The organism is Pseudomonas sp. R1-43-08 (assembly GCF_003852255.1).
In the GTDB taxonomy this organism is placed as follows: domain Bacteria; phylum Pseudomonadota; class Gammaproteobacteria; order Pseudomonadales; family Pseudomonadaceae; genus Aquipseudomonas.
This window is the reverse complement of the sequence record NZ_CP027734.1, coordinates 5,532,886-5,557,320: the sequence shown is the minus strand read 5'-3', so window position 1 is coordinate 5,557,320 and position 24,435 is coordinate 5,532,886. Positions and strand designations below refer to the sequence as shown.

Below are 24,435 nucleotides of genomic sequence, written 5' to 3'. Positions count from 1 at the left end.
TAGATAGATAAAACAGCCAGGGCGCGCAGTCCCTGGCCGACGCTTATCAGGTCCCGGACTTGATCTTGCTCCAGGCGCGGGTCCTGCCGGGGTTTGGCAGGAAACAGCAAGGAGTGTGCCGTTCAGTGGTCGAAAAATAAGCGCTTGGCCGCTTCCAGGTTGATCTCGCTGCGGAAATAAGCAATTTGCTGTTGCTCATTGAGCCCTTGCATGGAATCGGCCAGCGACCCCTTGCGGTACTCCTGGGGCGTTTTCAAGCGCGCGGAAATAAAGGACTTGGCCGGCGTCCAGGCCGCCGAGTAATGAAAGTGCGCATACCACAGCACCTCATGGCTGTAGCGTTCGCTGATGGTGTATTCATCCAGATAATCCGGCACGGTGCTCTTGAGCCGACGCCGCTTGATGACCTTCTTGATGATGATCGCGTTGCGGTCCTTGAGCCACTCAACCCCGGCGGGGGTCGGGGCATGTTGCTTGATCATGCGCATCATGTGATCGGAGGCGAGTTTATAAAGCGCCTGCGCCGCGTCGTTGAGTTGTTTGCCGAGGCTGGCTGCCGAATGTGAGTGGGTGTCTGTGGTGGTGTTGTCGCGAGCCAGCGCCTTCTCGATGTGCCGGTTGGTTTCTTCCAGCAGCAAAGCATGCCGGTGATACAGGTACTCGATGCCGACGGCGGTGCGATCCTGCTTTTTTGCCTGCTCGACGGCGCGCTGCTTGAAGGCTGCCAGACCGTCCAGCAGTGCCCGGCCGTGGTCCAGGCTGACCTGGAGGTCGGGCACCACATCCTCGCCTTCGGGCGTGGTGACACGTTGCACCCACATGTTCGGGCTTTTCTCATGGAAGGTTGCGATGACCTGCTGGGTCAGCGGTGACCGGATATCCACCATGTCGGTTTCAAGACCGATGGGCGTCAGCCGAGGTTCACCGATCAGTACGCCGTTGTAACGGGTGTGGATGAATTTTTTCAGCGGCCTTGGCGGTGTCTGCGGTGGCGTCGGCCGGTTTCGAAAGACGTCACGCTCGGCGTGCAACAGGCTCAAATGCTGCAGGGCCTCCTGGGAAAATTCACGCAACTTCAGACGCAGGCCTTGCAGCGGGTCCGACAGGACCACGGCGGGAAACTCCTGAGGGAAATCGTCCAGGCGTTCATCGATGACCTTGAATTGCTCGATCAGGCTGCCTAGCGAGTCGATACGTTCATCCAGGCGTGATTCGCTGCGCTCGTGCAGGGTGTCGCGCAACGCCTGGACCGAGAGGTCGGCGCTGTCGACGATCTCGTCCATGGCCCTCCAGGCATCGGGTTCGGTGGACGCGCTGGTTTTTTCCAGGCACAGGTTGCGCGCCAGGGTCACCTGCAGTGCCTTGAGATCGGTGCTGGTGTAGGCCGGCAGTCGCTTCCTGGCGTCCTGGATCAGGCGCATTCCGTCCTGGGCCAGGGTACGCAGTTGGGCGAATCGCGTTTGCGTGTAATCCAGGCGCGCGATCATGTCCTCGCTCAGCTCGGTCATTTGTTGCGCGCCCGCCACCTCGCGCTGCCCGGTTTCGCGGCTCTGGCGTTCGATCTGGTCCAGGGTGGTCTTGAGCTTGGGGGTAAAAAGGGTTTGCGCTTCGCGGATTCCGGCTTCGTTGAGTTCCAGTTGCGCGCGTACGTAGCCCAGGGCCTTTTGTTGATAGTCGGGCACTGAGGTGAACACGTTCAGGCGCTTGAGTTGCTGCAGCGCCGTTTCATAGTCGGCGCGCTGGGTGCCGAGCTTCTGCAGGTAGAGTTCGCGCTTGGCGGCGGCGGAGGTTCCAGGCGCTTCGGTCATGGCCCGATGGGTTTGCTGCAGCTCGCTTTGCGCGGTTTTTTTCGCGTTTTCGAAAGCCACCAGTTTGTCGCGTACTTCGGCGGCCTGCAGGGTCGCTTCGGCTTTCGCCAGCTTGAGCATCCGTTTGGGGCCGCCGCCGCGCAGGCGCAAGCGGGTGTCGATAACCCACTGGCCCGCCGCACTGTGAAACAGCGTCGGCCCTGTCCGCTCGGGCTGCTGCGGGTCGATGATCATGACGGTATCGTTCTCGTCCACGGCGACTTCAAACCAGCGTTCGCCGACCTGGGCGTAGTACTTATGGTCGTGCCGGGTCAGGTGTTGGTGCGGCCCCTGGTTCGTTTCGACGGTGCTCGGCTCGTGCGGCTTGCTCACCTTGAAGCTTTCCAGCACACGGCCCAGTGTGGCTGGCGCCCGATTGACCGCGCCGCTGGTGTGCAGCCATCGCGCATGGCCGGGTGGCAACTCATGGGTGGCAATCGTTTCCAGTTGGAGGGTTTCCACGGTGGGCAGCGGCGCTGGGTTGATGAGCGTGGGTTCGGGCTCCCGGCGACGGCCCGCAGGCCGCAGGCGCATGCTGATGTGCAGGGTAATCGCGGTCGCGAGGTTGAGCAGCACATCGGTGAGCGCCGCCCATTGCTCGGGTTTTGCGCCGTCCTCCCAGGCAATGACGAACTGTTGCACTTGCTCGACGACCTGCCAGATCCAGGCGCCGGTTGCCACGGTCGGGCTGGCAAACGGCAGTGCGGCATTGAGCAGCGTCCAGCCGGCATGCTTGAGCGTCTCCCAGCGGTTTTCCGCATTCGACACCGACTGGCGATCGGCGAGCTTGATCAGGGCGTGGGCATTGGCCTCATAGAGGCTGGTAAACAGATCGCCGTCGAGCGTGCGTTCACCCAGGCTTATCGGTCCGCTCATGGTCCATTGCGTCGAGGTGTTCACCAGAAAGTCCGCGACGGCCCACGGCGAGGGCAGTGCCCCAGGGAACACGTAATTGGCGTAATGGTTGCGCACGGCGTCGGGCAGCCACGCCAGCACTGACTTGCGCAGTTCGGGGGACTGGGCGATGGCATACATCAGGTTGGCGTGGGAAGGGTATTGGATCAGGGCCGGGTCGAACTGCGGCCGATACAGCAGGCAGGGGCCGGCGGAAGAGCCCTTCGCGCCGATCACGTACATGTTTTCCACCTCGTCCGGCGAGCCATCGCTGCGGCGCTGGGGCACGAAGGCCAAGGGCCGGATGACAATGTCTTGCCCGTCGACCTTGCGGTCCTCGGCGTCAGCCTGCATCGCGGCGGCGACGTAGCGGTAGCCTTGTTCATCAATCCCGTGTTCGCGGAGAATCTTGCATTGCAGGGCCAGCAGCGGCAGTTGGATGCGCAGGTGATGGGCAAAGAGACGCTTTCGCCGCGAAGCTTCGCTAGTGATTTCCAGCAGCTTGCGGTTGATCAGTGCCGGGTACTGCTTGCCGATATCGGCCTTGCTGACAAGGCTTTCCACATAGTCGACGGTCATCCATTGCGGCAACGGCCGCTCATTGCTTTGGAGCAGCGTCTTGTTGCCCAGCGGCACCGCGATCAAGTTCTGCAAGGCCAGTTCGCTGAGGCTGAAGGTGGTGGTGTCCGTCTGTCCCGGCACGGTGAAAGTGCCCCACACGACCAGGCTTTGAACCCGGATGCTGAGCTTGTCCAGCGGCAGGTGCAGCGCCTCTGGATGCTCCTTGAGCATTTCGGCCTTCAGCGCCTCAAGCGCATATTGCTCGATGGGCGGGATATCGTCCTGGTAGGACTTGCCCAGGTTCATGCTTTGCAGGGCGGCCAGGTCTTTCAAATGCCGCGAATAGAAACCCAGGTCAGAGAGAGAGGCTTGCCGCAGCCAGTCCGGCAGCAATTGCCGGTACCAATCCAGGGGCGGCCCGTTTTTGGCGATCTGCTCGGGGTAACCAGCGCCGGTGCCGTCTCGGGTTCATCGTCGATGGAAAAATCCTGGGTGCCGATGGCCTCGATCTGCAAGGCGATCAGGCTGCAGGCCTGGTGGTCGAAAAAGTCGCCGGTCGGTTCGAACAGCCGCCACTGGATTTTTTTTCGCGTGGCCGACGGGCTCAGCCGGTCCGGCAGGCTCTGGCCAAATTGCTCCAGCGAGGCGAATTTTTCATACCCCTTGAGCAGGGAGTAGGTGAGGATAATCTCGCGTTCGTCCCGTCGACCGATCAGTACGGCTGTCGAGCATTCGTTCAAATGCGTGACTTTTTCGTCGTCGACCTGATCGATGTCGATCAGGCACGCTCGCAGGTTGTAAGGGTCATTGAGCCGCCCGCTACGGGCCGGGGCGTGAAACAACAGGCGAGCCATGGCGCAGTCGTCGTCATCCCAGCCGTCCACCCTCTGAACATTCCACGCTGCCCGCAATGAGTTGGAAAACCCATGCCAGCGCGGGCCGTTGTCGGTGCTGTGGTTCCAGAATTCCACCTGTTGTTCCTGGAACGCGGCCGGCATCACCGGCGCCAGGGTGTTGAGGGTGTGAGCGATGTCGACAATGCGCACGGGCAGCAGCATCGGCGGGTCGGTCAGCGGTTGCTGGGTGAGGAAGTGTTCGCCTTCAATGTACGTTGTCGTCCCGCCGACTACGGACTGTCTGGCCAGGATGTCGCTGAGGGTTTGATAGAACGTCAGCCCGGGGACGATCTTGTCCTCGACGATTTCCCAGGATGGGCTGCCGACCAGGCTGAGGTCGGGATTGATGTCGAGTGCCGGGTACTGCTCTTGTAAGGTCTGGCGCAACAACACTGAGGCTACTTCTCTGAATGATGGCCGTGCAGTGAGTTGGGTGAGCAGGTCCAGTGTCAGGTCCGCAGGCTTGACGGATGGCTGCTCAAAAGTTCGGCTGTGCGTAGTCATGGGGCATCCCTGTCTGGCCGGTTGATGGAAGCGACCCGAGGTCTCCACTCGGGTGTTCCATGCTAGGTACCGGCCAGTCAGGGCAGGGGGTGATTATGTAGCGGTCGACGCTGGCTCAGCGCAGCTCCCCACACAGGTCCAGTTCGACCAGGCGGCGGGTATCGGCGGTGGCCAGGCCAGCACCCAGCAGGGCGTTGAGCTTGCCGAAGGCCGCTTCGCGGGTCATGCCGCCGCCCGACAACACGCCCACGCCGCGCAGGCGGCTGCCGGCTTCATACACATCCAATTCCACGCCGCCTTCATGGCATTGAGTGATGGCGACTACCACGATGCCCAGGTCCTGCGCACGTTGGAGGCTGGCGAGAAACGCCGGATTGTCGCTCGGCCCGGTGCCGCTGCCGAAGCATTCCAGGATCAGCGCGCCGATCCCGCTGTCGATCAGCGCATCCAGTTGCCCGGCGCCGATCCCTGGCACCAGCGGCAACACGCCGACGTTAGCCAGGGCATTGGGCTGGCGGTAATCCAGGGCGGCGGGAAGCGCCTCGGCCTTGGCCGCGCCGCCGTTGCGCTGCAGCGCGGCGAAGGGATGGCGCCCGAAGCTGCGGATTTTCGCGCAACGGGTCGGTGCCATCAGCGCGCCGTGGAAGTACAGGTGCACGCCCGGTGCCAGGCCTTCGCCCAGCGCGGCCAAGGCGCCACTGACGTTTTCCCAGGCATCGCTGTCGGGCACACCGGCCGGCAGCATCGAGCCGGTAAACACCACCGGCGCCGGCAGGCCCAGCAGTTGGAAACTCATGGCTGCCGCGCTGTAGGCCAGGGTGTCGGTGCCATGCAGGATCAGCACCGCGTCGCAGCCTTCGTCAACGGCTTCGACCACGGCGGTGCGCAGGCGCTGCCAGTAGGCGGGCGTCATGTTGGCGCTGTCGATCAGCGGGGACATTTCCCGGAAACGCCAGGCGGGCGCTTGCAGGTTGGCGAACTGGTCACGCATGCGGGCTTCGAATCCGGAAGCGGGTGCCAGTCCATTGGCGCTGGCCTGCATGCCGATGGTGCCACCGGTGTAGAGCACCATGACGTTATTGGCTGGTTGCATTTGAAAGTCTCCTGAACGAAAAACGCCGCCGGGCCCAGAGCATGCCCAAGGCCAGGCGGCGTGTCATCTGTCTACGCTCAGCGTTGCACTTGAGCGTTCAATTCAGCCGCCGGGGAAGCTTGCGGTTTTACCGGATTCGCCGGCCAGGCCTTGCGGTCCAGGTCCAGGTCGGGGAACTGGCTGGAGTCGAACACCGGGGTCTTGATGCCTGCGGCGCGCTGATTGTCGTAGTCGTTCAGGATGCGCATGGCGATCTTGAACAGGAACGCCAGGGCGAACAGGTTGACGAACGCCAGCATGGTCATGGTGATGTCGGCGAAGGCGAACACGGTGCCCAGGTTCTCGATGGAACCCCAGAAAATCAGCACCAGCACCAATGCGCGGTAGCCCATCAGCACCTTGCGGTTGTTGCCGACCAAGAAGCGCAGGTTGCTCTCGCCCAGGTAGTAGTTGTACATGATCGACGTGAACACGAACAACGCCAGGGCCACCGAGATGAACATGCGGCCCCAGTCACCCACCACTGCCGCCAGGGAGTTCTGGGTCAGGGCAATGCCGTCGCCTTCGAAGCCTGGGGTGTAGAAGCCGGACAGCAGGATCAACAAAGCGGTGCAGGTGCAGATCACAAAGGTGTCGAGGAACACGCTGAACGCTTGCACCACACCCTGGGCGATCGGGTGTTCCACCGACGCCACGGCTGCCACGTTAGGCGCGCTGCCCAGGCCGGCTTCGTTGGCAAACACGCCGCGTTTGACGCCCATGATGATCGCGCTGCCCACCAGGCCACCGAAGGCCTGGTCGAGGCCGAACGCGCTCTTGACGATCGTCGCGAGCATGGCCGGCACGTGGTCGAATTGCAGCACGATCACGTACAGGGTCACGGCGATGTAGACCAGGGTCTTGACCGGTACCAGCAGGTCGGCGATCGAGGCGATACGCTTGATCCCGCCGATGAACACCAGGCCCAGCAACACCGCCAGCGCGAGGCCGGTGTAGGTGGTGTCGAGGCCGAAGGCGTTATTCAGCGAGTGGGTCACGGCATGGGCTTGCAGGCCGTTGAAGGCGAAACCGAAGGTCACCAGCAACAGGAACGCCATCACCATCCCCAGCCAGCGTTTGTGCAGGCCGTGCTGGATGTAATAAGCCGGCCCGCCACGGTAGGTGCCCTCGGCGTCGGTGCGCTTGTACAACTGGCCCAGGGAGCACTCGATGAAGCTCGAAGACATGCCCACCAGCGCGGTGACCCACATCCAGAACACGGCACCGGGGCCGCCCAGGGTCACGGCAATGCCGACGCCGGCAATATTACCGGCACCGACGCGGCCCGCCAGGCTGAGCATCAGCGCCTGGAATGAACTGAGTTGGCCGGAGCTGCTCTTGAGGCTGTCGCGAAACACCGAGAACATGTGGAAAAAGTGACGCAACTGCACGAAACGCGAGCGAATCGTGAAATAACCGCCGAGCCCGACAATGAGCACGATCAGTACTTTCCCTGAGAGGAAGTCGTTGATGACTTCGAGCATGGAGTGTTCCTCGCTGATTTTTCTAATGGCAAACGCAGGACGGTCCGACACATCGTATGGCACCAGGCAGTGCACGACGTTCGACCCCAATCCTTTTGCGGGTGTTGTTATTCATGCGGTTTCGCGTTGTACCCGGGCCTCGTTACCGACGGCCGCAGACGCGAAGAGGGGCGGCACTATACCTAGGCGAATGTGATCCGTCTGCCTGGGCCGATTAAAGGTTTCAGCCAGGCCGTTACAGGAGAGGTGGGTTTGCGGTGCGATATTGGATTTTTTATGGGCGTCATTTCACAACCTCAGAGCAAAAAAAAGGGCCTGAAGAACGAGCCTTCAGGCCCTCAAAAGGTGAGAGGTGTCTAGTCCCTCAACCTGGTGAGCGGTGCAACAAACACTTAGGCCTTCAACGGGACCAAGCGTGGAGCGATCATGTTTTCGGGGCGCAGGATGTCGTCGAGCATGGCGTCGTCGAGCAAGCCTTCTTCGCGCACCAGTTCCAGCACGCCGCGGCCGCTTTCAAGGGCGATGCGCGCGATGCGGGTGGCGTTTTCGTAGCCGATGTAAGGGTTCAGCGCGGTGACCAGGCCGATGGAATGTTCCACCAGCTCGCGGCAGCGCGCTTCGTTGGCGGTGATGCCGACGATGCAATGCTCGCGCAGCATGTCCATGGCGCGTTGCAGCAGGCGGATCGAGTCGAAGATCTTGAACGCGATCAGCGGCTCCATCACGTTCAACTGCAGCTGGCCGCCCTCGGCTGCCATGGTCAGCGCCAGGTCATTGCCGATGACTTGGAATGCCACCTGGTTCACCGCTTCCGGGATCACCGGGTTGACCTTGCCGGGCATGATCGAGCTGCCTGGCTGGCGTGCCGGCAAGTTGATCTCGTTGATCCCGGTGCGCGGGCCGCTGGACAGCAGGCGCAGGTCGTTGCAGATCTTCGACAGCTTCACGGCGGTACGCTTGAGCATGCCCGAGAACAGCACGAAGGCGCCCATGTCGGAGGTGGCTTCGATCAAGTCGGCAGCCGGTACCAGCGGCTGGCCGCTGATCAGGGCCAGGCGTTGCACGGCCAGGGCCTGGTAGCGCGGGTCGGCATTGATGCCGGTACCGATGGCGGTGCCGCCCAGGTTCACTTCGGTCAACAGCTCCGGCGCCAGGGTTTTCAGGCGGGCCAGGTCTTCACCGAGGGTAGTGGCGAAGGCGCGGAACTCCTGGCCGAGGGTCATCGGCACGGCGTCTTGCAATTGGGTACGGCCCATTTTCAACACATGCCCGAACTCGACGCCTTTGGCGGCGAACGCCTGGATCAGGCTGTCGAGGCTGGCCAGCAGCGCGTCATGGCCCAGCAGCAGACCCAGGCGGATCGCGGTCGGGTAGGCGTCGTTGGTCGACTGCGCCATGTTCACGTCGTTGTTGGGGTGCAGGTATTGATACTCGCCCTTCTGGTGGCCCATGGCCTCCAGCGCGATGTTGGCGATGACTTCGTTGGCATTCATGTTGGTTGAAGTGCCGGCGCCGCCTTGAATCATGTCCACCACGAATTCTTCGTGGAAATCGCCGCGGATCAGGCGGGCACAGGCTTCGCTGATGGCCGCGTGCTTGGCTTCGCTGAGTTGGCCCAGTTCGCGGTTGGCGTCAGCGGCCGCTTGCTTGACCATTGCCAGGCCGACCACCAATTTCGGGTAATGCGAAATCGGAACGCCCGAGAGGCGGAAGTTATTCACCGCTCGCAGGGTCTGGATGCCGTAATACGCTTGAGCGGGTACTTCGAGTACGCCAAGCAGGTCTTTTTCTGTGCGGAATGATGCAGCGGAGGACATGACGGAAATCATCTCGATATGGACCCGGAACTGGCCGGAACGCTGCGAATGCTAGGCTTGTAGAAGTTTTTGGGCCAATGCTGTTAAACACTGGCCTATGCACAAACGGCATAATGTGGATGTGACCCGGTTACCATGACGGGCGTGTGTGCCAAAATGGTGCATTCCCGTGGAGGCAGTGATGAACCTTGAAAGCAAATGGCTGGAAGACTTCAGCGCCTTGGCGGCGACGCGCAGTTTTTCCCAGGCGGCGGAGCGGCGCTTTGTCACCCAGCCGGCGTTCAGCCGACGCATTCGCAGCCTGGAGGCCGCGTTGGGCCTGACCCTGGTCAACCGCTCGCGCACGCCGGTGGAGCTGACGGCGGCGGGCCAGTTGTTCCTGGTCACCGCCCGCACGGTGGTCGAGCAGCTCGGTGAAGTGCTGCGCCATTTGCATCACCTGGAAGGCGGGCAGGGCGAAGTCATGCAAGTGGCAGCCGCGCACTCCCTGGCGCTGGGCTTTTTCCCACGCTGGATCGCGCAGTTGCGCAATGAAGGCCTGAACATCGCCACGCGGCTGGTGGCGACCAACGTCGGCGATGCCGTGCATGCGCTGCGCGAAGGCGGTTGCGACCTGATGCTGGCGTTCTATGACCCGGATGCGGCGATGCAGATGGACGCGGAGATCTTCCCGTCGCTGCACCTGGGCAATACCGAAATGCTCCCGGTGTGCGCCGCCGATGCGGATGGAAAACCATTGTTCGACCTCGAAGGCGAGGGCAGCGTGCCGTTGCTGGCCTACAGCGCCGGCGCGTTCCTGGGCCGTTCGGTGAACTTACTGTTGCGTCAGCGCGCCTTGCGTTTCACGACGATCTACGAGACGGCCATGGCCGACAGCCTCAAAAGCATGGCGTTGGAAGGATTGGGCATCGCCTGGGTGCCGCAATTGAGCGTGCGGGCGGAACTGGCCCGAGGCGAATTGGTGGTGTGTGGCGGAGCGCAGTGGCACGTGCCGCTGGAGATTCGGCTGTACCGCTGTGCGCTGGTGCGCAAGGCGAATGTGCGGTTGTTGTGGCGCAAGTTGGAAGGTGGGGCGGCGCAAGGCACCTGAATGCGATCCCTGTAGGAGCGAGCTTGCTCGCGAAAAACCTGAGAGCGCCGCATCCATTCAGAACGCCCGCGTCATCGTTGGCGATCTTCGCGAGCAAGCTCGCTCCTACAGGGTCAATAAAACCGCCACTTTGCACCGCTGGGCAGATGGTCGTCCAAGGGGCTGTTTATCTGGATTATTACGGTATACTGCGCGGCCTTCGGCCGGTCCAACCGGCCTTAATTCGTACACCAAGCCACGCCGGATTTCCCGCGTGGCTTGTTGTTTTTTGACGCGCCTGCGGGCGCCCAGAGAGAAGAGGCACGACGATGAGTGCATTGGTTGGCGTGATCATGGGCTCCAAGTCCGATTGGTCCACCCTTAGCCACACCGCCGATATGCTGGAAAAACTCGGCATTCCGTATGAAGTGAAGGTGGTCTCCGCCCACCGCACCCCGGACCTGCTGTTCCAGTATGCCGATGAAGCAGAATCCCGTGGCATCGAGGTGATCATCGCCGGTGCCGGTGGTGCGGCGCACTTGCCAGGCATGTGTGCAGCCAAGACTCACCTGCCCGTGCTGGGCGTTCCGGTGCAGTCGTCGATGCTCTCGGGCGTGGATTCGCTGTTGTCCATCGTGCAAATGCCCGCCGGCATCCCGGTGGCGACCCTGGCGATCGGCAAGGCCGGCGCGATCAACGCCGCGTTGCTGTCCGCCAGCATCCTGGGCGCCAAGCATCCGCAGTTTCATGCGGTGCTGAAAAAATTCCGTGCTGAGCAGACAGACAGCGTGCTGGACAATCCAGACCCACGTATCGCCTGAGGTTGTTGACGATGAAAATCGGTGTAATCGGTGGCGGCCAACTGGGTCGCATGCTCGCTCTGGCGGGAACCCCGCTGGGGATGAATTTCGCTTTCCTGGACCCGGCGCCGGACGCTTGCGCGGCCGCCTTGGGTGAACACCTGCGCGCGGACTACAGCGACCCGGACCACCTGCGCCAATTGGCCGACGAAGTCGACCTGGTGACCTTCGAGTTCGAAAGCGTCCCGGCCGAAACCGTGGCCTTCCTGTCGCAGTTCGTACCGGTGTACCCGAGCGCCGAAGCCCTGCGCATCGCGCGCGACCGCTGGTTCGAAAAGAGCATGTTCAAGGACCTGGGCATCCCGACGCCGGCCTTCGCCGATATCCAGTCCCAGGCGGACCTGGACGCCGCCGTCGCCAGTATCGGCCTGCCGGCCGTGCTGAAAACCCGCACCCTGGGCTACGACGGCAAGGGCCAGAAAGTGCTGCGCACCGCTGCCGATGTGGCCGGCACCTTCGCCGAGCTGGGCAGCGTTGCCTGCCTGCTGGAAGGCTTTGTGCCGTTCACCGGCGAAGTCTCGCTGATCGCCGTGCGCGCCCGTGATGGCGAAACCCGTTTCTACCCGTTGGTGCACAACACCCACGTCAACGGCATTCTCAAGCTCTCCGTGGCCAGCACTGACCACCCGCTGCAGGCGTTGGCCGAAGATTACTCCAGTCGCGTGCTCAAGCAGCTGGATTACGTCGGCGTAATGGCGTTCGAGTTCTTTGAAGTCGATGGTGGCCTCAAGGCCAACGAAATCGCCCCGCGCGTGCACAACTCCGGGCACTGGACCACCGAAGGCGCCGAGTGCAGCCAGTTCGAAAACCACCTGCGGGCGGTGGCGGGCTTGCCGTTGGGCTCCACGGCCAAGGTGGGCGAGAGCGCCATGCTCAACTTCATCGGCGTAGTACCGCCGGTTGAGCGGGTAATGGCGATCGACGATTGCCATGTGCATCACTACGGCAAGGCCTTCAAGGCCGGGCGCAAGGTGGGTCACGCCAACCTGCGCTGCAAGGACCGCGCGACCCTTCAGGCGCAGATTCTCAAGGTCGAAGCCTTGATCGCCGAACAATAAGCCGCGCCGCCACGGGAACCATTAAGGCTCGGCGTCTCTCTGATTGCAGGATGCCAAAGTCTGACTAGGCTTTGGCATGTCTCATACCAATCAGAGGGAAATGCCATGGGTATTATCGGAACCATTTTTATCGGCTTGATCGTCGGCCTGCTGGCGCGTTTCCTCAAGCCTGGCGACGACAGCATGGGCTGGATCATGACCATCCTGCTGGGTATCGCCGGCTCCCTGGCCGCGACCTATGGCGGCCAGGCCCTGGGGATCTACCAGGCCGGTCAAGGCGCAGGCTTTATCGGCGCGCTGGTCGGTGCCATTGTGCTGCTGGTGATCTACGGCCTGATCAAAAGGAAGTAACCAGCCGACAAAGTCCTCTGCGCTGCGCAGGCGCAGAGGGCTAGAATGCTCGCCACCTGAACCTGCCGAGCCTCTGCATGCGCCATCTTTTGTTGACTCTCCTCTTGCTGGGCCCAGGCCTGGTACACGCTGGCGAACTGCCGGAAACCGACTGGCTTGACCTGATGCCGCTGTCGGATCAGAAAGCCCTCGAGGCCATGCCCGAGATCGATCACAACTCCCCCGAAGCCCAAGGCACCTTTACCGATAAAGGCGGCCTGAAGCAGAGCAAAGGCTTGCCGGCGGTGATGTATTCCACCAAGACCGTGGCGGCCATGAACGGCAAGAACATCCGTATCGGCGGCTACCCGGTGCCGTTGGAAACCGACGCCAAGGGCCGCAGCACCCTGTTTTTCCTGGTGCCCTACCCAGGCGCCTGCATCCACGTGCCGCCACCGCCGCCTAACCAACTGGTGCTGGTGCGGTATCCGAAGGGTTTGAAGCTGGAGGATATCTATACGCCGCTGTGGGTCACGGGCACGTTGAAGGTAGAGAAGGTGAACAACGATCTGGCGGATGCGGCGTATGCACTGGATGCAGGGAAGGTGAGGGTGGTGAAGGAGTCGGATCTTTAAACCACACCACAAATCAATGTGGGAGGGGGCTTGCTCCCGATAGCGGTGTATCAGTCACCTATGAATTGACTGAACCACCGCAATCGGGGGCAAGCCCCCTCCCACATTTTGTTCTTCATCTACAGGGCGATAGCATTGATGCTCACGCCGAGAGTGTGGCTTTCACCGGGTGCCAAAGTCACCACATCTTCCAGCACATTCGCCGTCTCGATGCACAGCATCCCCTGCCAGCCGTCGTCGGCCATGTCATCGAAGGCCTTGGCGCGTTCGGTCCAGGGGTTCCAGACCACCGTCGACTTCGAACCCTGGCTGGTGAGTTGCACACGGCGTCCCCAGTCTTTATCGACAATGCTCAGTTCAGCCGGCGTATCCAGATAGATGCGGTCGGTCTCGGCGGTGAAGTGCAGCAGGCCGGATTGTTGTTTCTCGGACCAGCCAGCGGCGGTGTCGATGTACGCCGACCCGTCCAGGCCTTCGACCTGCACGTTGCGCACATTGCTGACGGCGAAGTAGGTGTGCAGCGCCTGGCTGAGCGTCACCGTGTCAGTGCCACGGTTATGGCTGGTCAGGTGGATATGCAACTGATCGTCCAGCACCAGGCTCAGCTTCAAATCGACCGGATGGGGCCAACCAGGAAAGCCGCCGGCGGGTACCGGCAGCACAAGGTCTACCCGCAGCGCTTGGCCTTGCAACTCGGTCGCGGCTAATTCCCACAGCGCCGTACGCACAAAACCGTGGGCACCGGCCGGCTGATCGCTGTGGCGCATGGCCTTAACACTCTGCGGGTTGCGGTCGAATACGCCAAACCATGGCCAGCAAACCGGTACGCCGGTGCGGATGCCTTTGCCTTTTTTGAACACCGCTTCAGGATTCGGCCAGATCAGCGGCTGCTCGCCGTCGCGCTGGTAGCTGAAGAGATGCGCGCCCTGTTGGGCCACCATCAATTCGGCGCCGTTGTGGCGGATGCGCCAGCAGTCCAGCTCGTCGATTGTCACGGTTTCAACGTGGGGCGTCGGCATAACAAAGCACTCTCAGTGGCAGGCAATGGGGCAATTGACCGTCAAAACCCGGTGAGGTTTAACGCGCGCGCGACGGAACCGAGCGCGTGCGGCCACTGCCATCGATGGCGACGAACACGAATACCGCCTCGGTGACCTTGCGCCATTCGCTGGACAGCGGGTCGTCGCTCCACACTTCGACCATCATCTGGATCGAGCTGCGACCGATTTCCAGGGCCTGGGTATAGAAGGACAACTGCGCGCCCACCGCGACCGGTACCAGGAAGGCCATGCGATCAATCGCCACGGTCGCCACGCGCCCGCCCGCGACCTTGCTGGCCATGGCAGTGCCGGCCAGGTCCATCTGCGCGACCAGCCAGCCACCGAAAATATCGCCAAAACCATTGGTTTCACGCGGAAGCGCGGTGATTTGCAAGGCGAGATCGCCTTGCGGGATAGGATCTTCTTGTTCGAGTTCGATCATGCCGAGGGTGCCTCTGACCCGTGACGCTTCATGGGTATTTCAAGTGGATAGCCGTCTTCTGGAAAAACGTTTCAGCACCAACATACACCGCTCGATGCGTTTCTCGTAAGGCGAACTAAAGGGAAACTCTGCCAAATCGGCTGGATGGCGCCCAACAACGTTTTGGCACAGCAGCCCCTCAAGGCTGGGGTTTCTGCGCTTGCACGGGCGAGTATATCGAGACGCTGGCGCGACGACGACCACCTGAGGCTCATTTGGTCGGTAAATAGACGCTGTATCGGGGCTTTTGCGCGCAACTGTTCTCATGGCGCTGTGCTTTTTCAAGCGATTTGCTATCTTGCCAAACCCGCCGCAAGTCACAGGCGCGCAGTCCTTTACGATGACTACTATAAGAGAAGCCTTGCCATGTCCTCCGTGCCCGCAAGCAGCGCGCAACCTTCGCGCCCGCTGACCCGCAACGACTACAAAACCCTGTCGCTGTCTGCCTTGGGCGGGGCGCTGGAGTTCTACGACTTCATCATTTTCGTGTTTTTCGCCACGGTGGTCGGAAAACTGTTCTTCCCCGTCGACATGCCCGAATGGCTGCGCATGATGCAGACGTTCGGCATCTTCGCCGCCGGCTACCTGGCTCGCCCCCTGGGCGGGATTATCATGGCGCACTTCGGCGACCTGCTGGGCCGCAAGAAAATGTTCACCCTGAGCATCTTCATGATGGCCGTGCCGACCTTGATCATGGGCCTGCTGCCGACCTACGCGCAGATCGGCTTGTGGGCACCGCTCCTGCTCCTGCTGATGCGTATCATCCAGGGCGCGGCGATTGGCGGTGAGGTTCCCGGCGCCTGGGTGTTCGTCTCCGAACACGTGCCGCCACGCCATATCGGCTACGCCTGCGGCACGCTGACCAGCGGCCTCACCGCCGGTATATTGCTGGGTTCGCTGGTGGCCACGGCGATCAACTCGATCTACAGCCCGGAGCAGGTTTCAGAGTTTGCCTGGCGTATTCCGTTCCTGCTCGGCGGCGTGTTCGGCTTACTGTCGGTGTACCTGCGCCGCTGGCTGCATGAAACGCCGATCTTCGCCGAAATGCAGCAACGCAAGACCCTGGCCGCCGAGCTGCCGTTGCGCGCGGTACTGCGCGACCATCGTGGCGCCATCGTGTTGTCGATGCTGCTGACCTGGCTGCTGTCGGCGGGCGTCGTGGTGGTCATCCTGATGACCCCGACCGTGCTGCAGACCGTCTACCACTTCAGCCCCACGGTGGCGTTGCAGGCCAACAGCTTGGCCATTGTCACCCTGAGCCTGGGTTGCATCGCCGCCGGCGCACTGGCAGACCGCTTCGGCGCCGGCCGGGTGCTGATCAGCGGTTGCGCCTTACTGCTGGCCACGTCCTGGACGCTTTATCACAGCCTGATGGCCCATCCGGACTGGCTGTTCCCGCTGTACGCCTTGACCGGCCTGTTTGTAGGCACCATCGGCGTGGTGCCTTACGTGATGGTGAAAGCTTTCCCGCCGGTGGTGCGCTTCAGTGGCTTGTCGTTTTCCTACAACGTCGCCTACGCCGTGTTCGGCGGGCTGACGCCGCTGGCGGTGTCACTGCTGATGAAGGAGAGCCCGATGGGGCCGGCGTACTATGTGGCGGTACTGTGTGTGATGGGGATGGTGGTGGGTGGGTACCTGTGGAAACGCGGGCGTTGAGCGAGTAGGAAGCCTTCTATGTACACGGCTGTAGCTTCCAGTTGGGTTTTACAGGGGGCGCCATGTGGAGAGCCTTGTCTGGCACTCTGATGCTGGTAAACGAGCTCCTCCCGTGAGCATGTTATCCAGGGCCATTGCTGCGTCGCGGGTGTTGATTACTTGGTAGTCGACCATAAGATCGAGCAACCAAAGTGCACCGTGCACTTGCAGGCCGTCTCGAATTGCCTGGCGGCGGAGCTTCCCATCACCCGTCAGTAACGGCCTGCCGGTTGCTTGTGCCAGTAGGTAGCAGGAAACGTCAGCCAATGAGCTGTTGTTGTGTTCGACTTTGAGTTCTACGAGCTTTCTTACGCCTTTGTCATCGAATGATTCGACAAGCAGGCCCCGCGCGAGCAGCTCGTCACGGGGAAAGTCCTCCAGTTCGTGCATGACGAAATCAGTGCAACAAAGAGTGAATGGCAGTCTGAACATATGATCCAGCAATCCAGCGTTTCTGAAGTCAATCCAGATGTTGGTGTCGCTGATATAGATCAGGCTCATGCACTCTCCAGTGAGCCCAGAAAATTGGGATCCAGAGCTTTCACTGGACGACGCAGTAACTCAGCCGCTCGTGACTTGGTAATAAGACCCTCTGCCAACCCCCAAAATACCAGTGATTCGAAACGCTGAGGGGGGTTGCAAGGCAGCGGTTCAGGCTCCGCCTTTCGCCAGCCATTGCTGCTGAATTGAATAGTCAGGGACTTATAGCCACCTTCACCCAACAGGTTGAGGTCTTTCAAACGACGGAGCGCCGCATGCATGGAGAGCCCGTATTGCCGTTTGACGATCAAAAGCTCACGGGGGTGAACACGTGATCGCTGATGGCTGCCAAAGTCTCCGGTGACACTTTTAGCAGGATAAAGAAAAGCCCCTGCAAAGCGGTGGCAGCAGTTTTCCTTATCGCGCTCGGACATATCATCTGGCAGGCGCATCACCCAATGTCCCAATTCATGGGCTGCAGTGAAGCGAATGCGCTCACCGGGTCGTTGCGCATTCAATGCAATCAACACGTGTTGGCCGTCATGAGTAGCTGCACAGGCGCCATCAAAATCATCAGGGCCGTTCAGCATCACTACCTTGATGCCGTGCTCTTCCAACTGCTCGGTCAGATGGGCGATAGGATCTTCACCGATGTCCCAATATCGGCGGAGCTCATCTGCCGCCCGTTCAGCTTCGCCAATAGACGATACCGACAACATCTGCGCAGGCGTTTTAGCAGTTTGGATGTCCACCGGGTCGAAGCACTCTTCAAGGGCGATATAACGCTCCAGATGCTCTCGAATCTGCTCCTCGACTTGGACCTGACGGTATCGCGGCATCTTCGCCAGCTTACGAAATTCCAGCGGAGCGAGTGGCAATGCCTGGGTACGGAAAAAATACTCCGGGCTCACCTCCAGCGCCTTTGCCAATTGCAAAAGGCGCTGGGAGTTGGGGGTACTCGACCCTTTTTCATATTTGCTCAGACCTTGCTTGGTTATATCGCCAAGACTGAGCGCGAGCGCTTCCAGCGACATACCACGCAATAACCTTGCGCGGCGAATTCGATCATTAATCATGTGAGATCTCCTTAGGTTGACAAGGCTATGCTTTTGTATTTGTTTGTCAACCTAAGGCCTATGTTGGCTGTTCGAATCCCGGCGGGTGAGTTTGCGTTGGCGCGAGGGAGGTTAGTAAGGCCGGTTCCGAGCGACAACCCTAAATAGCTGTGGGAAATCTCCGGTTAACAATTACAGAGTGTTTCTAAACCATAGGCCCATGACGCTCATTTGCTCATGCAACCCAGTATTTCCGAGCGTTTGCCTCTCAAATGCCCGTCCTCTTCCAATACTGGCCTTTCATCTAATTGTCACATTCCAGACATAGAGTGTTCACACGGCCTACCGATACTTGGCCCCGATCCAACTATCCCTATCTGCTAGGAGTAAGGCATGAAACTGAAGCGTTTGATGGCGGCAATGACGTTCGTCGCTGCTGGCGTTGCAACTGCCAACGCGGTGGCTGCTGGTGTTGACCCGGCCATCCCGGCTTACGTGAAGACCACTGGTGTGTCGGGCAACTTGTCCAGCGTCGGTTCCGATACCCTGGCCAACCTGATGACCCTGTGGGCCGAGGGTTACAAAAAGGAATACCCGAACGTCAACATCCAGATTCAAGCTGCCGGCTCCGCCACTGCGCCACCTGCGCTGACTGAAGGCACCTCCAACCTGGGCCCGATGAGCCGCAAGATGAAGGACACGGAACTGGCGGCCTTCGAGCAGAAGTACGGCTACAAGCCAACCGCTATCCCGGTTGCCGTGGACGCCCTGGCGGTCTTCGTGCACAAGGACAACCCGATCCAGCACCTGACCATGGAACAGGTCGACGCGATCTTCTCCTCGACGCGTCTGTGCGGCGCCAAAGCCGACGTGAAAACCTGGGGTGACCTGGGCGTGACCGGCGATCTGGCCAACAAGCCGGTGCAACTGTTCGGTCGTAACTCGGTGTCCGGCACTTACGGCTACTTCAAGGAAGAAGCCCTGTGCAAGGGCGACTACAAGCCTAACGTGAACGAACAACCGGGCTCGGCTTCGGTCGTGCAGTCGATCAGCTCCTCGCTGAACGGCGTCGGTTACTCGGGCATCGGCTACAAGACCGCCAGCGTGAAGACCGTGGCGTTGGCCAAGAAAGGCAGCACTGACTTCATCGAAGACACTGAAGAAAACGCCCTCAACGGCAAGTATCCGCTGTCGCGTTTCCTCTACGTGTACGTCAACAAAGCTCCGAACAAGCCGCTGGCTCCGCTGGAAGCTGAGTTCGTGAAACTGGTGCTGTCCAAGCAGGGCCAGGAAGTGGTGGTCAAGGATGGCTACATCCCACTACCAGCCAAAGTGGCCGCCAAGGCCCTGGCTGACCTGGGTCTGAAAGAAGGCAACTAAGTAGCTGGGCGGGGTAAAACCGGCCTTCTGTAGGAGCGAGCTTGCTCGCGAAAGGCGACAGGGCGCCGCGTTTATCCAGAAACGGCGCGTTATCGTTGACGATCTTCGCGAGCAAGCTCGCTCCTACAGAAACTCCTAATTTTTTTGTCCGCTGCCAGCTTTGCTACGCGGCGGATTTCTTGCGTCACTGCATTGTCATCTTTCTGTCATACAGGATCGCTAGGGTGTGCGCATGAATGATCTGGCCAATTCCACCATGACGACGACTTCTCCCCCAAGCGCATTGATTTCAATACGCCTGAGCTGCAACGCAAGCGCCGCATTCGCGCGCTCAAGGATCGTTTCACCCGTTGGTATGTACTGGTCGGCGGTCTCGCTGTGCTGGCTGCCATCACCCTGATTTTCTTCTTCCTCGCCTATGTCGTTGCGCCGCTGTTTCAAGGCGCCTCGCTGACCAAGGAAGACGCGCTGACGCCCGCCTGGATGCAGGACGCCGGCAAGCCGTTGCTGATCTCGCTTGAAGAACAGAATCAGGTCGCCATGCGGGTTTCCGACAAGGGTCAGGCGCTGTTCTTTGAAGTCGACACCGGCGCTGAACTCAAGCGCGTAGACCTGCCACTGCCGGCCGGTACCCAGGTGGTGTCCATCGGCGAAGACCAGCCGGGCAGCCCTCTGGTGATCCTGGGTCTGTCCAACGGCCAGTCCATGGTGTTCCGCCACACCTACAAGGTGTCCTACCCGGACGGCAAGAAAACCATCAGCCCTGCGATCGAATACCCCTACGGTGAAACGCCGATCGTACTGGATGAGGCAGGCCGCCCGTTGGAGCACGTCGCGCTCAATGCCACCGATACCTCCCTGGTGGTGGCCGGCTCGGCCGGTTCGCACTTGAACGTGCTGACCCTGAGCCGTGAAGAAAACATGATGACCGGCGAAGTCACCAGCGAGCAGAAGCGTGTCGAACTGCCGCAAATGACCGAGCCGGTGAAGGCGATCTTCATCGACCCACGCCAGCAATGGTTGTATGTGATCAACGGTCGAGCCCTGGCCGATGTGTTCAGCCTGCGCGACAAGAGCCTCAACGGTCGCTACAAACTGCTTGAAGACGGCAATGCCGAAGTCACCGCCAGCACCCAGCTGGTGGGCGGCATCTCGTTGATCGTCGGTAACTCCAAAGGTGGCCTGGCCCAGTGGTTCATGGCCCGCGACCCGGATGGCGAACAACGCCTGAAGCAAATCCGGACCTTCCAGATGGGCACTGCGCCCATCGTGGAAATCACAGCTGAGGAACGTCGCAAAGGCTTCACCGCCCTCGACGCTTCGGGCCAGTTCGGCGTGTTCCACAGCACCGCGCACCGCACCTTGCTGGTCGACCCGGTGGTCGACGGCCAGGGCGTGTTCGGCCTGTCACCACGGGCCAACCGCGTGATCGTCGAGGCCGGTGGCAAGCTGCAACCGCTGCTGCTCGACAATCCGCACCCGGAAGTATCCTGGAGCGCGCTGTGGAGCAAGGTCTGGTACGAGAACTACGACGAGCCTAAATACGTCTGGCAATCGACCGCCGCCAACACCGACTTCGAACCCAAGATGAGCCTGGCGCCGCTGACCTTCGGTACGCTGAAGGCCGCGTTCTACGCGATGCTGCTTGCCGCGCCGCTGGCCGTTGCCGCCGCCATCTACACGGCTTACTTCATGGCCCCGACCCTGCGCCGCAAGGTCAAGCCGGTGATCGAGTTGATGGAAGCGATGCCGACGGTGATCCTCGGCTTCTTCGCCGGCCTGTTCCTGGCGCCTTATGTGGAAGGGCACTTGCCGGGGATTTTCAGCCTGCTGATGCTGTTGCCGATTGGCATCCTGGTGGCCGGCTTTGTGTTCAGCCGCTTGCCTGAATCGATCCGCCTGCGCGTTCCCGATGGCTGGGAAAGCGCGATCCTGATCCCGGTGATCCTGTTCGTGGGCTGGCTCTCGCTGTACATGAGCCCGTACTTGGAAACCTGGTTCTTCGGCGGTGACATGCGCATGTGGATCTCCCATGACCTGGGCATTACCTACGACCAGCGCAACGCCCTGGTGGTCGGTTTGGCTATGGGTTTTGCGGTGATCCCGAACATCTACTCCATCGCCGAAGACGCCGTGTTCAGTGTGCCGCGCGGCCTGACCCTGGGCTCCCTGGCCTTGGGCGCCACGCCATGGCAGACCATGACCCGCGTGGTCATCCTCACCGCCAGCCCGGGCATCTTCTCTGCCCTGATGATCGGCATGGGCCGCGCGGTTGGCGAGACCATGATCGTGCTGATGGCCACCGGTAACACGCCGGTGATGGAGATGAACCTGTTCGAAGGCCTGCGCACGCTGGCGGCCAACGTCGCGGTGGAAATGCCCGAGTCGGAAGTAGGCGGCAGTCACTACCGCGTGCTGTTCCTCTCGGCGCTGGTGCTGCTGCTGTTCACTTTCATCATGAACACCCTCGCCGAGCTGATTCGTCAGCGTCTGCGCAAGAAATACTCGTCGCTTTAAGAAAGGTAGAAGTCTGTGAAACAGAACTCCCTGAATGGATGGTTCAAGAGCGGCGCCCCCGGCGTCTGGATCAGCGGTGGCGCGGTGTCCATCGCGGTCATCATGACCCTGGGTTTGCTGGCGGTGATTGCGGTGCGCGGTTTGGGCCACTTCTGGCCGGCTGACCTGATCCAGGCCAACTACAACGTGCCGGGCCAGGAAAACCATATCGTCATCGGCGAAGTGGTGCAGAAGGAAGAAGTGCCCCGCGAGCGCCTGAAAAGCGCTGGCCTGCCGGTGCCCGACGAGGGCCCGGAGTTCATGACTCGCGAGCTGATCAAGGTCGGCAACCGCGACTTGAACGGCAACGATTTCACCTGGATCGTCGGCGAATGGTTGAAGGACCAGACCAAACCGGTGCAGTTGATGACCATCGAGCGACGTGAGTGGGGTAACTTCTACGGCACCCTGGTCAACGTCAAGCAGGACGGCAAGGTCATCGCCGAAGGCGAGGCCGCGTGGCCGGAGCTGCAAGCTCGCGTAGATCGGGTCAACAAGCTCGCCGCCCAGCTCAAGAGTCTGGAAAAAACCGATATCGGCGCGATCAACGCCGGGCTGGAGCGCGTCCGCCTGCACGGCCGCAAGTTGGAACTGGAAGGCAAGCTCGACGCCGCCGCCCAAGCCGACATGGACGCCGACCGCGCCGAACTGAATGCCCGCTATCAGGACATCGAAGCGCGCCTGGCCGACCTGCACGCGCAGTTCAACCGCGACGCGCTGACGGCCCGTGACGGCAACGGCAAGGAAATCGAAATCGGCATCGGCAAAGTGGTGCACGCCTACCAGCCGAACGCCATGGGCACGATGACCAAGATCGGCTTCTACTTCAGCAAGGTCTGGGAGTTCTTGAGCGATGACCCACGGGAAGCCAACACCGAAGGCGGGATCTTCCCGGCGATCTTCGGCACCGTGATGATGACCCTGATCATGGCGATGATCGTGACGCCGTTCGGCGTGCTGGCGGCGGTGTACCTGCGTGAGTACGCCAAGCAGAACGCCCTGACGCGGATCATCCGCATCGCGGTCAACAACCTGGCGGGCGTGCCGGCCATCGTTTACGGCGTGTTCGGCCTGGGCTTCTTCGTGTATGTACTGGGTGGCTCGGTGGACCGGCTGTTCTTCGCCGAAGCCTTGCCGGCGCCGACCTTCGGCACGCCGGGCCTGCTCTGGGCCTCGCTGACCCTGGCGCTGCTGGCGGTGCCGGTGGTGATCGTGGCGACTGAAGAGGGCCTGGCGCGGATACCTCGCACCGTGCGTGAAGGGTCCCTGGCACTCGGCGCGACCAAGGCGGAGACGCTGTGGAAAATCGTGCTGCCAATGGCCAGCCCGGCGATGATGACCGGCATGATCCTCGCCGTGGCCCGCGCCGCCGGTGAAGTGGCGCCGCTGATGCTGGTCGGCGTGGTGAAGCTGGCCCCGTCGCTGCCGTTGGACGGTAACTACCCATACCTGCACCTTGACCAGAAGATCATGCACCTGGGCTTCCATATCTATGACGTCGGCTTCCAGAGTCCCAACGTCGAGGCGGCGCGGCCGCTGGTGTACGCCACCGCGTTGCTGCTGGTGCTGGTGATCGCCACGCTCAACCTGTCGGCGGTGTGGATACGTAACCACCTGCGCGAGAAGTACAAGGCGCTGGACAGCTGACACGATCCAATGTGGGAGGGGGCTTGCCCCCTCCCACACTGGACCAAGCCATACACAGAATTTGAGTAAGCCGCCCCCGGCGGTTCAATGAAATGAATTGGTAGCACAGGGAGCATCCCATGCAACATGAAACCCATTCCCACGGCATCAACATGTCTGCCCTGGGTCGCGACAAGCAGAGCCTGAGCCTGGCCCAGGAAACCGTGGCCATCGAAGTGCCCGGCCTGAGCCTCTACTATGGTGAAAAGCAGGCGCTGTTCGACGTCAGCATGAACATCCCCAAGCAGCGCGTGACCGCCTTCATCGGCCCGTCGGGCTGCGGCAAGTCCACGCTGCTGCGCACCTTCAACCGCATGAACGACCTGGTGGACGGTTGCCGTGTGGAAGGCGCGATCAACCTCTATGGCACCAACATCTACCGCAAGGGTGAAGATGTGGCCGAGTTGCGCCGCCGAGTGGGCATGGTGTTCCAGAAGCCCAACCCGTTTCCCAAGACTATCTATGAAAACGTGGTCTATGGCCTGCGCATCCAGGGCATCAACAAGAAGCGCATCCTCGATGAAGCCGTGGAATGGGCGCTCAAGGGCGCCGCGCTGTGGGATGAGGTCAAGGACCGTCTGCACGAGTCGGCCCTGGGTCTGTCCGGCGGCCAGCAGCAGCGTCTGGTGATCGCGCGCACCATCGCCGTGGAGCCTGAAGTGCTGTTGCTCGATGAACCGTGCTCAGCGCTCGACCCGATCTCGACGCTTAAAGTCGAAGAGCTGATCTACGAGCTCAAGTCCAAGTTCACCATCGTCATCGTGACCCACAACATGCAGCAGGCGGCGCGGGTTTCCGACTACACCGCGTTCATGTACATGGGCAAGCTGGTGGAGTTCGGCGACACCGATACCCTGTTCACCAATCCGGCGAAGAAGCAGACCGAAGACTACATCACCGGTCGCTATGGCTAGGAAGCTGTGGTTCTGATTGCACTGACGCTGCGGTTCTCCGCACCTTACCGGACGCTCCAAG

General features: G+C 61.1%; 19 protein-coding genes. 10 read left to right on the top strand and 9 right to left on the bottom strand.

What is annotated here, in order from left to right:
• Positions 1 to 122 precede the first annotated feature (122 nt).
• The 5 genes from C4J87_RS25650 to aspA all read right to left on the bottom strand — a co-directional run bounded on the left by C4J87_RS25650 (position 123) and on the right by aspA (position 9,135).
• Positions 123 to 3,695: a dermonecrotic toxin domain-containing protein gene (locus C4J87_RS25650; RefSeq protein ID WP_256679934.1), complete on the bottom strand. Its 3,573-nt coding sequence runs from the start codon at positions 3,693 to 3,695 to the stop codon at positions 123 to 125.
• A complete protein-coding gene (locus C4J87_RS26510) occupies positions 3,632 to 4,702 on the bottom strand; it encodes a hypothetical protein (RefSeq protein ID WP_256679933.1) in 1,071 nt (356 codons plus the stop codon). The genes C4J87_RS25650 and C4J87_RS26510 overlap by 64 nt, the downstream gene beginning before the upstream one ends.
• A gap of 115 nt (positions 4,703 to 4,817) precedes the next feature.
• On the bottom strand, positions 4,818 to 5,795 hold the full coding sequence (locus C4J87_RS25645) for an asparaginase (RefSeq protein ID WP_124368863.1): 978 nt from the start codon (positions 5,793 to 5,795) through the stop codon (positions 4,818 to 4,820).
• Between the two features lie 77 nt (positions 5,796 to 5,872).
• Positions 5,873 to 7,318: a sodium:alanine symporter family protein gene (locus C4J87_RS25640; protein WP_124368862.1), complete on the bottom strand. Its 1,446-nt coding sequence runs from the start codon at positions 7,316 to 7,318 to the stop codon at positions 5,873 to 5,875.
• Between the two features lie 392 nt (positions 7,319 to 7,710).
• Positions 7,711 to 9,135 carry an aspartate ammonia-lyase gene (gene aspA / locus C4J87_RS25635; protein WP_124368861.1) on the bottom strand — a complete coding sequence of 475 codons (1,425 nt, stop codon included), beginning with the start codon at positions 9,133 to 9,135 and terminating at the stop codon, positions 7,711 to 7,713.
• 181 nt (positions 9,136 to 9,316) lie between these two features.
• Here aspA and C4J87_RS25630 point away from each other — a divergent pair, with 181 nt between their 5' ends.
• The 5 genes from C4J87_RS25630 (at position 9,317) to C4J87_RS25610 (ending at position 13,087) form a co-directional block, all read left to right on the top strand.
• Complete coding sequence (locus C4J87_RS25630; RefSeq protein WP_124368860.1) at positions 9,317 to 10,225, top strand: LysR substrate-binding domain-containing protein; 909 nt, start codon at positions 9,317 to 9,319, stop codon at positions 10,223 to 10,225.
• Positions 10,226 to 10,533: 308 nt separating this feature from the next.
• On the top strand, positions 10,534 to 11,025 hold the full coding sequence (gene purE, locus C4J87_RS25625; protein ID WP_003195648.1) for a 5-(carboxyamino)imidazole ribonucleotide mutase: 492 nt from the start codon (positions 10,534 to 10,536) through the stop codon (positions 11,023 to 11,025).
• Between the two features lie 11 nt (positions 11,026 to 11,036).
• Positions 11,037 to 12,122 (top strand): 5-(carboxyamino)imidazole ribonucleotide synthase, encoded by a 1,086-nt coding sequence (locus C4J87_RS25620; protein WP_124368859.1) that lies wholly within the window; start codon positions 11,037 to 11,039, stop codon positions 12,120 to 12,122.
• Positions 12,123 to 12,227: 105 nt separating this feature from the next.
• Entirely contained in the window at positions 12,228 to 12,473 is a 246-nt protein-coding gene (locus C4J87_RS25615) for a GlsB/YeaQ/YmgE family stress response membrane protein (protein ID WP_057006311.1), read from the top strand.
• A gap of 77 nt (positions 12,474 to 12,550) precedes the next feature.
• Positions 12,551 to 13,087 (top strand): DUF3299 domain-containing protein, encoded by a 537-nt coding sequence (locus C4J87_RS25610; RefSeq protein WP_124365022.1) that lies wholly within the window; start codon positions 12,551 to 12,553, stop codon positions 13,085 to 13,087.
• A gap of 119 nt (positions 13,088 to 13,206) precedes the next feature.
• On the opposite strand, the gene C4J87_RS25605 is transcribed toward C4J87_RS25610, so the two are convergent.
• Both C4J87_RS25605 and C4J87_RS25600 read right to left on the bottom strand, forming a co-directional pair.
• Positions 13,207 to 14,106, bottom strand: coding sequence for a D-hexose-6-phosphate mutarotase (locus C4J87_RS25605; RefSeq protein WP_124368858.1), 900 nt, complete (start codon positions 14,104 to 14,106; stop codon positions 13,207 to 13,209).
• A gap of 58 nt (positions 14,107 to 14,164) precedes the next feature.
• Positions 14,165 to 14,569, bottom strand: coding sequence for an acyl-CoA thioesterase (locus C4J87_RS25600; protein WP_003176975.1), 405 nt, complete (start codon positions 14,567 to 14,569; stop codon positions 14,165 to 14,167).
• A 405-nt stretch (positions 14,570 to 14,974) separates the two neighbouring features.
• On the opposite strand from C4J87_RS25600, the gene C4J87_RS25595 reads away from it, so the two are divergent.
• Positions 14,975 to 16,264 (top strand): MFS transporter, encoded by a 1,290-nt coding sequence (locus tag C4J87_RS25595; RefSeq protein ID WP_124365020.1) that lies wholly within the window; start codon positions 14,975 to 14,977, stop codon positions 16,262 to 16,264.
• A gap of 48 nt (positions 16,265 to 16,312) precedes the next feature.
• Here the strand turns inward: C4J87_RS25595 and C4J87_RS25590 are convergent, their stop codons facing one another.
• Together C4J87_RS25590 and C4J87_RS25585 are read right to left on the bottom strand one after the other, a co-directional pair.
• Positions 16,313 to 16,804, bottom strand: coding sequence for a type II toxin-antitoxin system VapC family toxin (locus tag C4J87_RS25590; RefSeq protein ID WP_124368857.1), 492 nt, complete (start codon positions 16,802 to 16,804; stop codon positions 16,313 to 16,315).
• On the bottom strand, positions 16,801 to 17,859 hold the full coding sequence (locus tag C4J87_RS25585; RefSeq protein ID WP_124368856.1) for a helix-turn-helix domain-containing protein: 1,059 nt from the start codon (positions 17,857 to 17,859) through the stop codon (positions 16,801 to 16,803). Before C4J87_RS25585 ends, C4J87_RS25590 begins: the two co-directional genes overlap by 4 nt.
• A 372-nt stretch (positions 17,860 to 18,231) precedes the next feature.
• On the opposite strand from C4J87_RS25585, the gene C4J87_RS25580 reads away from it, so the two are divergent.
• The 4 genes from C4J87_RS25580 to pstB all read left to right on the top strand — a co-directional run bounded on the left by C4J87_RS25580 (position 18,232) and on the right by pstB (position 24,374).
• Positions 18,232 to 19,218, top strand: a complete 987-nt coding sequence (locus tag C4J87_RS25580; RefSeq protein ID WP_124365019.1) for a phosphate ABC transporter substrate-binding protein PstS — start codon at positions 18,232 to 18,234, stop codon at positions 19,216 to 19,218.
• Positions 19,219 to 19,701: 483 nt separating this feature from the next.
• Positions 19,702 to 21,735, top strand: a complete 2,034-nt coding sequence (locus C4J87_RS25570) for an ABC transporter permease subunit (RefSeq protein ID WP_164487700.1) — start codon at positions 19,702 to 19,704, stop codon at positions 21,733 to 21,735.
• A gap of 15 nt (positions 21,736 to 21,750) precedes the next feature.
• Entirely contained in the window at positions 21,751 to 23,421 is a 1,671-nt protein-coding gene (gene pstA, locus C4J87_RS25565; RefSeq protein ID WP_124368854.1) for a phosphate ABC transporter permease PstA, read from the top strand.
• A gap of 119 nt (positions 23,422 to 23,540) precedes the next feature.
• A complete protein-coding gene (gene pstB, locus C4J87_RS25560; protein ID WP_048723523.1) occupies positions 23,541 to 24,374 on the top strand; it encodes a phosphate ABC transporter ATP-binding protein PstB in 834 nt (277 codons plus the stop codon).
• The last annotated feature ends 61 nt before the right edge of the window (positions 24,375 to 24,435 follow it).

Coding starts and splice junctions, on each gene's coding strand:
- C4J87_RS26510 (WP_256679933.1), bottom strand. CDS start 4,702: ATGACTACGCACAGCCGAACTTTTGAGCAGCCATCCGTCAAGCCTGCG.
- C4J87_RS25645 (WP_124368863.1), bottom strand. CDS start 5,795: ATGCAACCAGCCAATAACGTCATGGTGCTCTACACCGGTGGCACCATC.
- C4J87_RS25640 (WP_124368862.1), bottom strand. CDS start 7,318: ATGCTCGAAGTCATCAACGACTTCCTCTCAGGGAAAGTACTGATCGTG.
- aspA (WP_124368861.1), bottom strand. CDS start 9,135: ATGTCCTCCGCTGCATCATTCCGCACAGAAAAAGACCTGCTTGGCGTA.
- C4J87_RS25630 (WP_124368860.1), top strand. CDS start 9,317: ATGAACCTTGAAAGCAAATGGCTGGAAGACTTCAGCGCCTTGGCGGCG.
- purE (WP_003195648.1), top strand. CDS start 10,534: ATGAGTGCATTGGTTGGCGTGATCATGGGCTCCAAGTCCGATTGGTCC.
- C4J87_RS25620 (WP_124368859.1), top strand. CDS start 11,037: ATGAAAATCGGTGTAATCGGTGGCGGCCAACTGGGTCGCATGCTCGCT.
- C4J87_RS25615 (WP_057006311.1), top strand. CDS start 12,228: ATGGGTATTATCGGAACCATTTTTATCGGCTTGATCGTCGGCCTGCTG.
- C4J87_RS25610 (WP_124365022.1), top strand. CDS start 12,551: ATGCGCCATCTTTTGTTGACTCTCCTCTTGCTGGGCCCAGGCCTGGTA.
- C4J87_RS25605 (WP_124368858.1), bottom strand. CDS start 14,106: ATGCCGACGCCCCACGTTGAAACCGTGACAATCGACGAGCTGGACTGC.
- C4J87_RS25600 (WP_003176975.1), bottom strand. CDS start 14,569: ATGATCGAACTCGAACAAGAAGATCCTATCCCGCAAGGCGATCTCGCC.
- C4J87_RS25595 (WP_124365020.1), top strand. CDS start 14,975: ATGTCCTCCGTGCCCGCAAGCAGCGCGCAACCTTCGCGCCCGCTGACC.
- C4J87_RS25590 (WP_124368857.1), bottom strand. CDS start 16,804: ATGAGCCTGATCTATATCAGCGACACCAACATCTGGATTGACTTCAGA.
- C4J87_RS25585 (WP_124368856.1), bottom strand. CDS start 17,859: ATGATTAATGATCGAATTCGCCGCGCAAGGTTATTGCGTGGTATGTCG.
- C4J87_RS25580 (WP_124365019.1), top strand. CDS start 18,232: ATGAAACTGAAGCGTTTGATGGCGGCAATGACGTTCGTCGCTGCTGGC.
- C4J87_RS25570 (WP_164487700.1), top strand. CDS start 19,702: ATGCAGGACGCCGGCAAGCCGTTGCTGATCTCGCTTGAAGAACAGAAT.
- pstB (WP_048723523.1), top strand. CDS start 23,541: ATGCAACATGAAACCCATTCCCACGGCATCAACATGTCTGCCCTGGGT.